The sequence below is a fragment of the Streptomyces sp. NPDC020299 genome (assembly GCF_044387825.1).
Classification (GTDB): domain Bacteria; phylum Actinomycetota; class Actinomycetes; order Streptomycetales; family Streptomycetaceae; genus Streptomyces.
Map to the genome: position 1 here is coordinate 11787 of NZ_JBIRWL010000028.1, position 14157 is coordinate 25943.

A 14157-nucleotide genomic window follows, 5' to 3' on the forward strand; every position below is an offset into this window, starting at 1 on the left:
GTGCCCGGCTGTCAGTGCCGTCCTGTTGTATGGAACGCATGGAGCACACGAGCAACGCGGATCTCCGGACACAGGCCGACGCCGTCCTCGCCCGCCTCGTCGGGGACACCACCGGTGCCGCCCGGCTGCGCGAGGACCAGTGGCGGGCGATCGAGGCACTGGTCGCCGACCGGCGCCGGGCCCTGGTCGTCCAGCGCACCGGCTGGGGCAAATCCGCGGTGTATTTCGTGGCGACCTCGCTGCTGCGGGCCCACGGCAGCGGGCCCACCGTGATCGTGTCACCGTTGCTGGCGCTGATGCGGAACCAGGTCGGGGCGGCGGCCCGCGCCGGCATCCACGCCCGGACGATCAACTCCTCGAACACCGAGGACTGGGATGCCGTTCAGGCCGAGATCGCCGCCGGCGAGGTAGACGTCCTGCTGGTCAGCCCGGAGCGGCTCAACAATCCGGACTTCCGCGACCAGGTCCTGCCCAAGCTCGCCGCCGCGACCGGCCTCCTCGTCGTGGACGAGGCCCACTGCATCTCCGACTGGGGCCATGACTTCCGCCCGGACTACCGCCGGCTGCGCACCATGCTCACCGACCTCCCGCCGGGCGTCCCCGTACTGGCCACCACCGCCACGGCCAACGCGCGCGTCACCGCCGACGTCGCGGAGCAGCTCGGCACCGGCGGTACTTCGGACGCGCTGGTGCTGCGTGGCCCGCTGGACCGGGAGAGCCTCACCCTGAACGTCCTCGGGCTGCCGGACGCCGCGCACCGCATGGCGTGGCTCGCCGACCACCTGGACGACCTGCCTGGCTCCGGGATCGTCTACACGCTCACCGTGGCCGCCGCCGAGGAGGTCACCGCCTTCCTCCGGCAGCGCGGGCACGCCGTCGCCTCGTACACCGGCAGGACGGAGAACGCCGACCGGCAGCAGGCCGAGGAGGACCTGCTCGCCAACCGGGTCAAGGCGCTCGTGGCGACCTCGGCGCTCGGTATGGGCTTCGACAAGCCCGATCTCGGATTCGTCGTCCATCTCGGCTCGCCTTCCTCCCCCATCGCCTACTACCAGCAGGTCGGCCGCGCGGGCCGTGGCGTCGAGCACGCCGAGGTGCTTCTCCTGCCGGGCAAGGAGGACGAGGCGATCTGGGAGTACTTCGCGTCGCTCGCCTTCCCCTCGGAAGACCTGGTGCGCCGCACCCTCGACGTGCTCACCCGTGCCGACGGCCCGGTGTCGCTGCCCGCCCTGGAGCCCCGGGTGGAACTGCGCCGCTCCAGGCTGGAGACGATGTTGAAGGTCCTCGACGTGGACGGCGCGGTCAAACGCGTCAAGGGCGGCTGGATCGCCACCGGCCGGCCGTGGACGTACGACTCCGAGCGGTACGACTGGGTGGCACGCCAGCGGAAAGCCGAGCAGCAGGCGATGCGTGAGTACGCCGCCACCACGGGCTGCCGGATGGAGTTCCTGCAACGCCAACTGGACGACGAGGGCGCGAAGCCCTGCGGCCGCTGCGACAACTGCGCGGGCGCGCGTTTCACCGCGGACACCTCGACGGCCGCGCTGGACGCCGCGCGTGTCGATCTGGGCCGGGCCGGTGTGGAGGTGGAACCCCGCCGCATGTGGCCGACGGGACTTCCGGCGATCGGCATCGAGCTCAAGGGCCGTATCCCCGCCGCCGAACAGGCTGCCCCGGGGCGGGCCCTGGGGCGTCTGTCGGACATCGGCTGGGGCAACCGGCTGCGGCCGATGTTCACGCCCGGGGCCGCCGACGCACCCGTACCGGACGACGTCGCACACGCCGTGGTGGGCGTTCTGGCCGACTGGGCGAAGGGCCCCGGCGGCTGGACCCCCGGCGCGTCCGATGCGCAGGGCCGCCCGGCGGGCGTCGTCACCGTCGCCTCACGGACCAGGCCGCGGCTGATCCATTCCCTGGGCGCCCGCATCGCGGAGATCGGCCGGCTGCCCCTGCTGGGCTCCGTCGCGTACGCCGGTGACGTGCCGCGTGCCTCCCGCAGCAACAGCGCGCAGCGACTCAAGGCCCTGGACGGTGCGCTGACCGTGCCGCCGGAGCTCGCATCGGCCCTCTCCGGGGCACAGGGCCCCGTCCTGCTCGTGGACGACTACACCGAGACGGGCTGGACCCTGGCGGTCGCGGCCCGGCTTCTCAGGCGGTCCGGCGCACGGGGGGTGTTGCCGCTGGTCCTCGCCGTCCAGGGGTGATCGTCCTCCTCTTGCGTCACCAGGCGGCCCAATGGGTAGGGATATAAGCCACGCACCGCCAGATAACAGTCGGTGGCCCCAATTGCTCGTTGCCGCATCCAAGTTCGACAGGAAGAATTGAAGTCCGCTCCCCGCACGGCTCGTCCGTGATCCGACTGGGTCCTGTTGCGGTGCGCGCTCCCCTGACATCCGACCTCGCCCCCAGTGTGGGCGCGTAGCCGAAGGGAGGAACGTGACCTTCGGATTCGCTCCGTCCTCGGCGGCATCGCTGTCGACGTCCGCGTCCGCCGCGTCCGCCAGTCGTCTGCTCGAGCCGGCGGAATGGGCCGCCGCCGGAATCCCGCTGCTGCGCAACCCCCGCGAGGTGGTCAGCGGGCTGCACGCCCGGCACCTCCCCAAGCCGGCCACCGCGATCGTGGCCGTCCTGGACCCGGAGGACCGGTTGTGCGCCAGCGCCTCGTTCACCCGCCGCACGGCCCCGGCCGACGGCTGGATGTTCCGCAACGCACTGCTGGCACAGCTGCGCCGGGTCATTCCGCACGACCTGCGGCGCCGCACCCCGGTCCGCACCGCCGTGCTGCTCTACTGCCGCGCGGGGGACGCGCGTTGGACGGAGGAGGACGGAGCGTGGATGTGGGGCCTGCGTGACGCGTGCACCCTGCACGGGCTGCGCTGCGGGGCGTACATCACGCTGACCCGGGACGGCTGGCAGGTCCTCGGCGAAGGCCGCGGTGGCCGCCGCCCGAACGCGGACTCGGCACCGGAGTCGCTCGCCGCCTCGGACGCTTCGCCCCCGCTGCCCCGTACCGGCGGCGCCGTCTCGGAGGTCCTTCGGCGCGCGGCGGCCCGCTGAGCAGGGCCCGCACGGGCACAGGAGCCGTTACGGCACCCCCGCGACGCACGGCAGTCGCCTGTCGGCCAGGCACTTTTCCGGTACGACGCCAGGGGGTGACGTACGACGGCGACGCCGCACTGCGGCGACGGTCGCTCTGCGGTGGCATACGACGGCCACGGCATCGTCGGACAGCGCACGCAAACCCCGCGCGCGATGTCCCCGCGCCGTGCCGCGCGGGGAGCGCCGCCGCCGCCCGCCCGTCACGCGGGCATCCCGAAGGCCGCACCGTGCACGTGCCGCCGCAGCGGCACCGGGGTCACGTACGGTGCCCCCGGACGGGCCGGACGTGGATCAGACGCCCGCGCCCAGCACCGAGTTGATCTGCTGCGGGTCGCCGCAGACGATCAGCAGGGCGCCTGCCCGCGCGTGGGCCAGCGGCAGGGCGGCGGCGGCACCGTCGGAACCGCCGTTGACAGCGACGACGACCACAGGGCGGGACGCGGCGCGGGAGGCGATGGCGGCGTCGGTGTAGAAGACGTCGTCGCCCGCGTCATGCTGCGCCCAGTAGGAGGCTTCGCCGAAGGTCAACTCGTGGGCGGCCCACGGGTGCGATTCGCCGGTGGTGATCACCAGCACCTCGCCGGGGGCACGACCCGATTCCAGGAGCAGGTCCACTGCTTCCTCGGCGGCGTCGAGGGCACCCTCGGCGGAGGCGGGGATCAGCTGGATCTGCGGGGTGGCCGTCGCGGTGGCGGCGGCAGCGGCCGGGCCCGACGGGCCAGGCTTGGCAGTGGCCGTGTCACGCGGCGTGCGTTGCACCGGCGGCGCGGGCCGCAGAGGGCCCGGACGACCGGGACGCGACGGAGCCGCGGGGCGGGGGCCGGGTACGGGACGGGGGGTCGGCGCGGTACGGCCACTGGCCGGGGTGACGCGGGGACCCTGGGCACTCTCGTGAATCTGAGGCTCCTCGGGAATGAGAGGCATGAGCTGATTTTTATCAAACGTTGGTGCGGCTCGCGTGACCGGGTGGTACATCAGTGCGAGCGGAAAGGTCAGAAATCGAAGCCGAGCTGACCCTCGATTTCCGGAACGCTTCCATCCGCCCAGCTGCGGACCTTCTTGAGGTGCCGCCACTGGGGCAGCGCATCAAGATACGCCCACGACAACCGGTGGTGCGGGGTGGGGCCTCGCTCCTCCAGTGCGGCCTTGTGCACGGGTGACGGATACCCGGCGTTGTCCGCAAAACCGAAGTCTGCATGGTCGATACCCAGTTCGGCCATCATTTTGTCGCGCTGAACCTTGGCGATCACCGAAGCCGCCGCGACAGCCACGCACGACCGGTCACCCTTGATCACCGTGCGCACCCTCCAGGGCGCGCCGAGATAGTCGTGCTTCCCGTCGAGGATGACGGCTTCGGGTCGGACGGGCAGGGCTTCCAGGGCGCGGCCCGCAGCGAGCCGCAGCGCGGCCGTCATCCCGAGATCGTCGATCTCTTCCGGTGAGGCATGTCCCAGGGAGTAGGCCGTCACCCACTGACGCAGCACCACGGCGAGCTCCGAGCGCCGCTTGACGGTCAGCAGCTTGGAGTCGGTGAGGCCCAGCGGCGGGCGGCGAAGGCCGGTGATCGCCGCGCAGACGGTCACGGGCCCGGCCCAGGCGCCGCGCCCCACCTCGTCGACACCGGCAATGACCTTGACTCCGGTCGTGGCTCGGAGCGAGCGCTCGACGGTGTGAGTAGGTGGTTCGTACGGCATGGCGCCCTTAGCCTACGCCGCCGAGATCGCCGCGCGACACCCTGGTTGCCCAACCGTGGCCGAGACCGATGCGGCCGGCGCTCAGGGGCTGTTCGGCCGCAGCAGCGGAAGCATCAACTCGTCGATCAGCTCCTCCAGATCCCGGTCACTCCATTCGCTGCCGCCAACCTTTGATCGGTACATCATCATCGCCGGAATGGCGTCGAAGACATAGCTGTTCGCCGCATCGAGCCGCACCTCTCCTCGCTCTATTCCACGAGTGATGACGTCACGCAGCAGCCTGACAGTCGGCTCGACGACACCGTTGAAGATCACACTGTGGAAGCGTTCTGCCTGTATGGGATCGCATTCGTGAATCACGGCGCGCAGCGCGAACCCAGGGCGGGAGAACATGGCCCGGCGGGCCTGGAGGCAGAGCGCGAGCAGGTCCTCGCGAACACTGCCCAGATCGGGCGCCTCCTCGAGGCGCGGCAGTCCGGCCTGCAGCGCGTCCACGACGAGGTCCTCCTTGGACGGCCAGCGGCGGTACACCGCCGCCTTGCCGGTCTGTGCTCCGGCGGCGACACCCTCCATCGTGAGGCCGTTCCAGCCGACCGTACTGAGCTGCTCCAGTGCGGCGTCCAAGATCGCACGTTCGAGTACGGCGCCGCGCCGACGGGGGGCGGCCGGCCGGGCGGGAGCGGCCGTCCAGCGCGAGGTAACCATCCGAGTTTCTCCAGGGAGCGGGGAGCGGGGATTCAGGTAGCAGGGCAGGCGCCGCGCGGCAGCAAGGGGGACGCACCGCGACGGCACGTTAAGTGAACGCTTGCGTTCTCTATCGGGGACTCACTACCGTTGACGCGACAGTGAACGCGAGCGTTCACTAACGGCTTTGTGGGGGACCGAAGGTGACAACCTCTCAACTGATTCAGGACGACAAGCCCAAAGCGGCCCGCCGGGAGGGGCATCCCGGCATCGCACTCACCGTCATCGCAGCCTGCCAACTCATGGTGGTACTCGACGCGACGATTGTGAACATCGCGCTTCCGCACATTCAAGACGCGCTCAAGTTCAGCACCACGGACCTCACATGGGTGGTCAGCGCCTACACGCTCACCTTCGGTGGCCTGCTGCTGCTCGGCGCGCGTGCCGGTGACATCCTCGGCCGCCGTCGGGTGTTCATGACCGGAATCCTGCTGTTCACCTTCGCGTCGCTGCTCGGCGGTCTCGCGCAGGAACCCTGGCAGCTGCTCGCGGCACGGGCACTGCAGGGCATGGGCGGCGCGATCGCGTCGCCCACCTCGCTGGCGCTCATCACCACCACGTTCCCCGAAGGTCCGGAGCGGAACCGCGCGTTCGGCGTGTTCGCCGCGGTCTCCGCGGGTGGCGGGGCCATCGGCCTGCTGGCGGGCGGCATGCTCACCGAGTGGCTCGACTGGCGCTGGGTGCTCTTCGTCAACGTGCCGATCGGAGTACTGATCGCCTTCCTGGCACCGCTCTACATCAGCGAGTCCGAACGGCACCCCGGGCGCTTCGACATCGCCGGGGCGCTGACCTCCACGGCAGGCATGGCGACGCTCGTCTACGGTTTCATCCGGGCGTCCGAGGAGGGCTGGCGCGACGGTCTGACCCTCGGGTCCTTCGGCGCCGCGGTGGTCCTGCTGCTGGCCTTCGCCTTCACCGAGAGGCGGGCCAAGGAGCCGATCACCCCGCTGAAGATGTTCGCCGACCGCAACCGGTCGGGCACGTACGTGATCATGTTGAGCCTGGCCGCGGCGATGTTCGGCATGTTCTTCTACATCGTCCTGTTCGTCCAGAACGTACTGGGCTACAGCCCGATCAAGGCCGGTGTGGCCTTCCTGCCCGTGACGGTCGCCATCGCCGTCGGCGCGGGGCTGTCGCAGCGTTTCCTGCCCGTCCTCGGCCCCAAGCCGTTCATGACGGTGGGCTCGACGCTCGTGGCGATCGGGCTCGTCTGGCAGGCCTTCATCAGCCCCGACAGCTCCTACCTCGCTGGGGTACTGGGGCCGATGCTGGTGTTCGGCTTCGGCATGGGCCTGAACTTCGTGACGGTGACGGTCACGGCGGTCTCCGGCGTCGCCCAGCACGAGGCCGGCGCCGCGTCGGGGCTGCTCAACGCCACACAGCAGGTGGGCGGTTCGCTGGGGTTGTCGATCCTGACCACGGTGTTCGGGTCCGCCAGCAAGGACGAGGCGAAGAAACAGCTGCCGAAGTTCCTCGCCGACAGCACCTCCCAGCAGCAGGCCGAGTTCGCCAAGACGCATCAGCTGCCCGCCCCTTGGGGACACGAGGTGCTGGCCCATGGCATCTCGACCGCGTTCGTCCCCGCTGCCGCGATGGCCGTACTGGCGCTGGCCACCGCCGGTCTGGTGATCAAGGTGCGCAAGAGCGACCTCGAGGCCCTCGCCGGCAGCGCGGGCCCGGGCATCGGCTGACCCGGCCGGGTCCGCGCGAGGCCGCGGACGGCCGGCCCGACAGACCGGCAAGCAGGCACGGAGGAGAGGCATGAAAAGTGCCATCACAAACACGTATGCCACGCCCCCACCTCCTGCTGCCCGAGCGGCTCGATGACCGCGCGCCTTCTGCCGTCGCACGGCAACTGTCCGGACAACGCGCAACGATCACGCACAGTTCCCATCGGGCACGCAGAGTTTCCGCACGGGCGCCGGGCGAACCGCGTTCAGGCACCCACGGATGTCACCCGGTCACCGGCGCCCAGTCCGGCAGCGACTCCGTCCGCTGCACCCACTCGGCAGGCGGAGTCCCCGCCCTACCTGCCGCCAGCACACCTCCGACGATGGCGCAGGTGGTGTCCACGTCACCGCCGACCTGCGCGGTGGTCCAGAACGCCACCTCGTAGTCACCGAGGGACCGGGCGGCCGACCAGAGGGCGAAGGGGACTGTGTCATGGGCGCTGGTACGCCGACCGCAGCCCAGCACCGCGGCGACGGTGCCGGCGTCGCCGTAGTCGAGCATGTCGCGGGCGCGGCGCAGGCCCGCACCGACGGCGCTCTTCGGGACGAGGGCGACGACCGAGTCGAGAAGTGCTTCCGGGCTCGGCGGACCACCGGGGGCCGCGACCAGGGCTGCGGCCGCGGCGACGGCCATCGCGCCGACGACGGCCTCGCGGTGCTGGTGCGTGGGATACGCGGAGATCTCCGCCTGGTGAGTGGCCTGCTCGGGGTCGTCCGCGTACCAGGCGCCGAGGGGCGCGATCCGCATCGCAGCGCCATTGCCCCAGGAGCCCTGTCCCTTGAAGAGCGCGGCGGCCAGCTCTCGCCAGTCCTCGCCCTCCCGGACGAGACGCAGCAATCGGTTGACCGCCGGGCCGTAGCCCCGGTCGAAGTCGTGGTGGTGGGCGAAGGAATGGGCCAGGGCGTCCTGGTCGATGCGGTGATGGGCGGCCAGCACGGCGACCACCGAGCAGGCCATTTCCGTGTCGTCGGTCCACTGCCACGGACCGGCGGGCAGCTCGCGGCGTTTGAGCAGGGGATAGTGCGCCGGAACGAAGAACTGTGAGCCCAGCGCGTCCCCCACGGCGAGCCCGCGCAGGCTGGCCAGGGCGCGCGCCAGGCGGTCGAGGGGAGAGGAGTCAGCGGTCATCGCCCTGTCACTCTAGCCGTTGATCCAGTACGGCATCGGTTCCCGCCACCGCTCGAAGGGCCGGTCGAGGGCGTACTTGCCGTCGTCCCCGAGAACGAGCATGCGCATCTCGGCGTTCCCGGGGTTGGACAGTGCCTCGAACTCCGCGACCGGCCAGTGGAACCAGCGCATGCAGAAGAGGCGCATGGCCAGGCCATGGGTCACCAGGAGCACGTTCGGCGGATGGTCTGGGGCCTCGAAGCTGCGGAACAGGCTCTCCAGGAAGCCGCCGACCCGGTCGTACACGTCGGCACCGGACTCGCCCTGCGGGAAGCGGAAGAAGAAGTGCCCGTAGGCGTCCCGGTATGCCTTCTGGAGGCGTACGTCGTCGCGGTCCTGCCAGTTTCCCCAGTCCTGCTCGCGTAGCCGGGGCTCCTCGCGCACACGTATGAGGTCCGGGTCGAGGTGGAAGGCGCTCAGAGTCTCGTGGGTACGCCGATATGGGGACACGTACACGCTCACGCGTTCGCGTCCGAACACCTCGCGGATTGTTTTCCCGGTCTCTTCCGCCTGCTGCCGGCCCCGCTCGGTGAGCGCGAGGGCGTGGTCGGGCTCCCGCTCGTACACGGAGTCATCAACATTGCCCGTTGACTCCCCGTGTCGGACAAGAACGATGCGCCGTGGTCGTGCCATGCCAGAACCCTAGATCGAATGAGAGCCGGTCGAGCACTCGTACGGGCTCCATACGGCATAGGTCACATGAATCCCGCGTCACGGACCACACAAGCACACTCGGCTCGGGGCTGCGGGTGTCAAACCGTCCAGCTCGGCTCCAGTTCCACGATGTCGCCGGTGAGTGCGGCGATGTCCGCCTCGGTCTGTGCGCGCAGGGCGAGGCGTTCCACACGCTCGGTGCGGTACTTGCCGTGTTCGGCCGCCGATCGCCACATGGACAACACCAGGAACTCCTGCCCCGGAGCCTCACCGAACATGCCACGGATCATGCCGGGTGAGCCGGCCATCGCGGGGTTCCAGACCTTCTCCTGCATCAGCGTGAAGTGCTCGACGCGCTCCTCGTGGACACGGCAGAGGGCCACGCGGATCAGGTCGGTGTCCGTGAACCGTGGTTCGAAGCCGGTCTTCACGTCGAAGCGGTACTCGAACAGCTTGACCTGGATGTCCTTGAAGGTGCCCGATTGCGACGCCGCCAGCCGGTCGTGGGAGCGGGCCATGAAGGAGTCGTAGAAGGCACGGCTCTCCCAGAAGGCGAAGGTGTGCGCCACCCCGGGCCGCTGTCGGCTCCACCCTCCCCCCTGCCCCCGAAATCCCGGCTCCCCCAGAAGCCCCGCCCACTTTCGCTGCCCCCGCTCGAAGCCGCGGCGGTCCACCACGGTGCAGCGAATCCACTTGACCAGCACCGCGCCATGGTAAGGCCACGGGGCGTGGCGTCGGTCACGCTCCGGCGAAGATCGCCCGCGCACGCGCCCCCGCGCCCATGGCACGATGGACAACGACCTGTCGCTGTTCAGCAGTTGAGGCAGTGAAGCCTCTAGGGGGAAGGGGACACCGGTGACCGGCTTCAGCAAGGGGATCCGCAAGGCCGAGGTGGCACTGAAGTGGGACCCGAGCCCGGTGGGGCAGCCACCCACCGATCTGGACATCGTCGCCGCGCCGTTCCTCGCGGGTGACCCGCACGGTGCTCCTGCGTATGTGGTGCACTTCGACAGCCGCTCCCCCGACGGCACCATCTTCCTCAACCGGGACAGCACGGACGGCAAGGGCTTCGGCTGGGACGAGGTCATGACCCTTGAGCTCGACCGGATCGACACCCGGTACGCGCGCGTGGTGGTCGGTGTCGTCATCCAGCAGCGCATCGTGGACCGGACCTTCGTCGGCGTTCTGAACCCCGCGGTGCGCATCCGGGAGGGTTACAACGTGCTCGCCGAGGACGACTTCGGCTCGGTGCTCGGGGCGACGGCGGCGACGGTCGCGGAGTTCGTGCGCGACGAGTCCGGCGGCTGGAACTTCCACCCGGGCGTGCACGGCTTCGAAGACGACCCGGCGACCTTCACCAGATCCATGGGCCGGATGTGACGGTAAGGGGCGCCGGCCTATGGCCGGCGCCCCTTACCTCAGGCGATGCCTGTCATCAGCTGCAGCCGCTGGTCGAGCCGCAGCCCTCGCAGATGTAGCAGGAACCGGCCCGCTGCATCTTGGTGCCGCAGGAGAAGCACAGCGGGGCGTCGGCCTGGATGCCCAGCTGCATCTCCACCAGCTCGGCGCTGGTGTGCGCCTGCTGCGGGGCGGGCTTGGCCGCCTCGGACTCGGTCTTCGGGGTGGCGACGGCCTTCAGCTCCTGGGCGCGCGGCGCCGACTGAGCCAGGCCCTCGACGTCGACCTCGTCCTCGGTGGGCTCGTAGGAGCCCGTCTCGAGGTGCCGCTGGCGCTCCTCGGCGGAGTGGATGCCGAGCGCGGAGCGGGTCTCGAAGGGCAGGAAGTCCAACGCCAGGCGGCGGAAGATGTAGTCGACGATCGACTGGGCCATCCGCACGTCCGGGTCGTCCGTCATGCCGGCCGGCTCGAAGCGCATGTTGGTGAACTTCGAGACGTACGTCTCCAGCGGCACTCCGTACTGGAGGCCGACCGAGACGGCGATGGAGAAGGCGTCCATCATGCCGGCGAGGGTCGATCCCTGCTTGGACATCTTCAGGAAGACCTCGCCGAGACCGTCGTCCGGGTAGGAGTTGGCGGTCATGTAGCCCTCGGCGCCGCCGACAGTGAAGGAGGTGGTGATACCGGGACGTCCCTTGGGGAGGCGCTTGCGGACCGGGCGGTACTCGACGACCTTCTCGACCGCCTCGCGGATGACCGCCTCGGCCTTCTCCGTGACAGCGTCGGTCGCGGACTTCTCCTTCTCCTTGGTCTTGGCGGAGAGCGGCTGGCCGACCTTGCAGTTGTCGCGGTAGATGGCGAGGGCCTTGATACCCATCTTCCATGCCTCGAAGTAGACCTCTTCGACGTCCTCGACGGTCGCCGTCTCCGGCAGGTTGACCGTCTTGGAGAGCGCGCCGGAGATCCAGGGCTGGATCGCGGCCATCATGCGGACGTGGCCCATCGCGGAGATGGAACGCTCGCCCATGGCGCAGTCGAACACCTCGTAGTGCTCGGACTTGAGGCCGGGGGCGTCGATCACGTTGCCGTGCTCGGCGATGTGGGCGACGATCGCCTCGATCTGCTCCTCCTGGTAGCCCAGGCGGCGCAGGGCCTGCGGGACGGTGCCGTTGACGATCTGCATCGAGCCGCCGCCGACCAGCTTCTTGAACTTGACCAGGGCGAGGTCGGGCTCGAGGCCGGTGGTGTCGCAGGACATCGCGAGACCGATGGTGCCGGTCGGGGCGATGACGGACGCCTGGGAGTTACGGAAACCGTTCTGCTCGCCGATGCGCAGGACGTCCTGCCAGGCCTCCGTGGCCGCGGCCCAGACCGGGGTGTCCAGGTCGTCCATGCGGACGGCCACGGTGTTGGCGTCGGCGTGCTGCTTCATGACGCGCTTGTGGGCGTCGGCGTTGCGGGCGTAGCCGTCGTACGGACCGACGACCGCGGCGAGTTCGGCGGAGCGCTTGTACGCGGTGGCGTTCATGAGGGAGGTGACCGCACCGGCCAGCGCGCGGCCGCCGTCGGAGTCGTAGGCGTGGCCGGTGGCCATCAGCAGGGCGCCGAGGTTGGCGTAGCCGATGCCGAGCTGGCGGAACGCGCGCGTGTTCTCGCCGATCTTCTGGGTCGGGAAGTCGGCGAAGCAGATGGAGATGTCCATCGCCGTGATGACGAGCTCGACGACCTTGGCGAAGCGCTCGACCTCGAAGGACTGGTTGCCCTTGCCGTCGTCCTTGAGGAACTTCATCAGGTTCAGCGAGGCGAGGTTGCAGGACGTGTTGTCCAGGTGCATGTACTCGCTGCAGGGGTTCGAGCCGTTGATACGGCCGGACTCCGGGCAGGTGTGCCAGTGGTTGATCGTGTCGTCGTACTGGATGCCCGGGTCGGCGCAGGCCCAGGCGGCCTCAGCCATCTTGCGGAAGAGGGACTTGGCGTCGACCTCCTCGATGACCTCGCCCGTCATCCGCGCGCGGAGGCCGAACTTGCCGCCCCGCTCGACCGCCTTCATGAACTCGTCGTTCACACGGACCGAGTTGTTGGCGTTCTGGTACTGGACGGAGGTGATGTCGTCGCCACCGAGGTCCATGTCGAAGCCCGCGTCGCGCAGGGCGCGGATCTTCTCCTCTTCCTTGACCTTGGTCTCGATGAAGTCCTCGACGTCGGGGTGGTCGACGTCCAGGATGACCATCTTGGCGGCCCGGCGGGTGGCGCCACCGGACTTGATGGTGCCGGCGGAGGCGTCGGCGCCGCGCATGAAGGAGACCGGGCCGGAGGCGTTGCCGCCGGAGGACAGCAGTTCCTTGGAGGAGCGGATGCGGGAGAGGTTCAGGCCGGCACCGGAGCCGCCCTTGAAGATCATGCCCTCTTCCTTGTACCAGTCGAGGATCGACTCCATGGAGTCGTCGACGGACAGGATGAAGCAGGCGGACACCTGCTGGGGCTGCGGGGTGCCGACGTTGAACCAGACGGGGCTGTTGAAGCTGAAGATCTGGTGCAGGAGGGCGTACGCCAGCTCGTGCTCGAAGATCTCGGCGTCGGCGGGCGAGGCGAAGTACTTGTGGTCCTCACCGGCCTTCCGGTACGTCTTCACGATGCGGTCGATCAGCTGCTTGAGGCTGACCTCACGCTGCGGGGTGCCCACGGCACCGCGGAAGTACTTGCTGGTGACGATGTTGACCGCGTTCACGGACCAGAAGTCCGGGAACTCGACGCCACGCTGCTCGAAATTGACCGAGCCGTCGCGCCAGTTGGTCATGACGACGTCACGGCGCTCCCAGCTCACCTCGTCGTACGGGTGTACGCCGGGGGTGGTGTGGATGCGCTCGATACGCAGGCCCTTGGTGGCCTTGGCGCCCTTTGATCGGGAACCTCGTGCCGGACCGCTCGCCGTCTCTGTCATGCCGCCTCCCTGTACGGGCAAAAACGCCCTGAAATGCCACGATGTTCCCGTGGCACGGTGTTCTGTCGTGTGTTGCGGACGCCCTCACGCGTCGCCCGCAACAGGTCTGTGGTCGCCGCCGTCCTGCCGGAACCGGTGTCTCCGACCCGTTCCGGCCTGCTGGTCAGTCGGCGGCGTGGGCGGGCACGGGGACCTGGGAGGTCCCTCCGCGCCCGCGATCGTCTTCCTTGCTCCCCGCTCCCGCGTCTTCGTCGTCCGCGGCGGGGCCTCGTGGCGCCTCCCTGAGCTCCGCGATGGCGGCCTCGAAGTCCTCGAGCGAGTCGAATGCCCGGTAGACGGAGGCGAATCGCAGATAAGCGACGAGGTCGAGCTCCTGCAACGGGCCGAGTATGGCCAGCCCCACGTCGTGGGTGGTCAGCTCGGCGCTTCCGGTGGCCCGCACCGCCTCCTCGACCCGCTGGCCGAGCAGGGCGAGTGCGTCCTCGGTGACAGGCCGCCCCTGGCATGCCTTGCGCACACCGTTGATGACCTTGGTACGGCTGAAAGGCTCGGTGACTCCGGACCGCTTGACCACCATGAGCGAGCACGTCTCCACGGTCGTGAAACGACGGGAGCAGTCAGGGCACTGGCGGCGCCGGCGGATCGACGTGCCGTCGTCGGTCGTGCGACTGTCGACCACGCGGCTGTCGGGGTGCCTGCAGAAGGGGCAGTGCATGATCTCCAACCCTC

At 69.6% G+C, this 14157-nt stretch carries 12 protein-coding genes; 4 read left to right on the forward strand and 8 right to left on the reverse strand.

Translation table 11 applies throughout. The features are described from left to right. Positions 1–38: 38 nt before the first annotated feature. Complete coding sequence (locus ACH45E_RS41735; protein ID WP_361454637.1) at positions 39–2204, forward strand: RecQ family ATP-dependent DNA helicase; 2166 nt, start codon at positions 39–41, stop codon at positions 2202–2204. Positions 2205–2436: 232 nt separating this feature from the next. Further along, on the forward strand, positions 2437–3057 hold the full coding sequence (locus tag ACH45E_RS41740) for a hypothetical protein (protein ID WP_361454640.1): 621 nt from the start codon (positions 2437–2439) through the stop codon (positions 3055–3057). A 333-nt stretch (positions 3058–3390) separates the two neighbouring features. Here ACH45E_RS41740 and ACH45E_RS41745 read toward each other — a convergent pair whose 3' ends face one another. From ACH45E_RS41745 to ACH45E_RS41755, 3 genes are all read right to left on the reverse strand, one after another. Further along, positions 3391–4023: a hypothetical protein gene (locus ACH45E_RS41745; protein WP_361454643.1), complete on the reverse strand. Its 633-nt coding sequence runs from the start codon at positions 4021–4023 to the stop codon at positions 3391–3393. Positions 4024–4091: 68 nt separating this feature from the next. Then, complete coding sequence (locus tag ACH45E_RS41750) at positions 4092–4793, reverse strand: ribonuclease HII (RefSeq protein ID WP_361454646.1); 702 nt, start codon at positions 4791–4793, stop codon at positions 4092–4094. An 81-nt stretch (positions 4794–4874) separates the two neighbouring features. After that, positions 4875–5498 (reverse strand): TetR/AcrR family transcriptional regulator, encoded by a 624-nt coding sequence (locus tag ACH45E_RS41755; RefSeq protein WP_361454649.1) that lies wholly within the window; start codon positions 5496–5498, stop codon positions 4875–4877. 182 nt (positions 5499–5680) lie between these two features. Between ACH45E_RS41755 and ACH45E_RS41760 the strand changes: the two genes are divergently transcribed. Then, positions 5681–7228: an MFS transporter gene (locus tag ACH45E_RS41760; RefSeq protein ID WP_361454652.1), complete on the forward strand. Its 1548-nt coding sequence runs from the start codon at positions 5681–5683 to the stop codon at positions 7226–7228. 262 nt (positions 7229–7490) lie between these two features. Here ACH45E_RS41760 and ACH45E_RS41765 read toward each other — a convergent pair whose 3' ends face one another. The 3 genes from ACH45E_RS41765 to ACH45E_RS41775 all read right to left on the reverse strand — a co-directional run bounded on the left by ACH45E_RS41765 (position 7491) and on the right by ACH45E_RS41775 (position 9793). After that, positions 7491–8396: an ADP-ribosylglycohydrolase family protein gene (locus ACH45E_RS41765; RefSeq protein WP_361454655.1), complete on the reverse strand. Its 906-nt coding sequence runs from the start codon at positions 8394–8396 to the stop codon at positions 7491–7493. A 12-nt stretch (positions 8397–8408) separates the two neighbouring features. Next, positions 8409–9068: a histidine phosphatase family protein gene (locus tag ACH45E_RS41770; protein WP_361454658.1), complete on the reverse strand. Its 660-nt coding sequence runs from the start codon at positions 9066–9068 to the stop codon at positions 8409–8411. Between the two features lie 119 nt (positions 9069–9187). Continuing rightward, positions 9188–9793 (reverse strand): YdbC family protein, encoded by a 606-nt coding sequence (locus ACH45E_RS41775; RefSeq protein ID WP_361454661.1) that lies wholly within the window; start codon positions 9791–9793, stop codon positions 9188–9190. 151 nt (positions 9794–9944) lie between these two features. Here ACH45E_RS41775 and ACH45E_RS41780 point away from each other — a divergent pair, with 151 nt between their 5' ends. Beyond that, a complete protein-coding gene (locus tag ACH45E_RS41780) occupies positions 9945–10469 on the forward strand; it encodes a TerD family protein (RefSeq protein ID WP_361454664.1) in 525 nt (174 codons plus the stop codon). 55 nt (positions 10470–10524) lie between these two features. Here ACH45E_RS41780 and ACH45E_RS41785 read toward each other — a convergent pair whose 3' ends face one another. After that, positions 10525–13428: a vitamin B12-dependent ribonucleotide reductase gene (locus ACH45E_RS41785; protein WP_361454667.1), complete on the reverse strand. Its 2904-nt coding sequence runs from the start codon at positions 13426–13428 to the stop codon at positions 10525–10527. 163 nt (positions 13429–13591) lie between these two features. Beyond that, positions 13592–14143 (reverse strand): transcriptional regulator NrdR, encoded by a 552-nt coding sequence (nrdR, locus tag ACH45E_RS41790; protein ID WP_361454670.1) that lies wholly within the window; start codon positions 14141–14143, stop codon positions 13592–13594. Positions 14144–14157: the final 14 nt, after the last annotated feature.

Excerpts from the sequence above, each read along its gene's own strand:
- ACH45E_RS41735 (WP_361454637.1), top strand. The coding sequence starts at position 39 with ATGGAGCACACGAGCAACGCGGATCTCCGGACACAGGCCGACGCCGTC.
- ACH45E_RS41750 (WP_361454646.1), bottom strand. The coding sequence starts at position 4,793 with ATGCCGTACGAACCACCTACTCACACCGTCGAGCGCTCGCTCCGAGCC.
- ACH45E_RS41745 (WP_361454643.1), bottom strand. The coding sequence starts at position 4,023 with ATGCCTCTCATTCCCGAGGAGCCTCAGATTCACGAGAGTGCCCAGGGT.
- nrdR (WP_361454670.1), bottom strand. The coding sequence starts at position 14,143 with ATGCACTGCCCCTTCTGCAGGCACCCCGACAGCCGCGTGGTCGACAGT.
- ACH45E_RS41765 (WP_361454655.1), bottom strand. The coding sequence starts at position 8,396 with ATGACCGCTGACTCCTCTCCCCTCGACCGCCTGGCGCGCGCCCTGGCC.
- ACH45E_RS41755 (WP_361454649.1), bottom strand. The coding sequence starts at position 5,498 with ATGGTTACCTCGCGCTGGACGGCCGCTCCCGCCCGGCCGGCCGCCCCC.
- ACH45E_RS41770 (WP_361454658.1), bottom strand. The coding sequence starts at position 9,068 with ATGGCACGACCACGGCGCATCGTTCTTGTCCGACACGGGGAGTCAACG.
- ACH45E_RS41785 (WP_361454667.1), bottom strand. The coding sequence starts at position 13,428 with ATGACAGAGACGGCGAGCGGTCCGGCACGAGGTTCCCGATCAAAGGGC.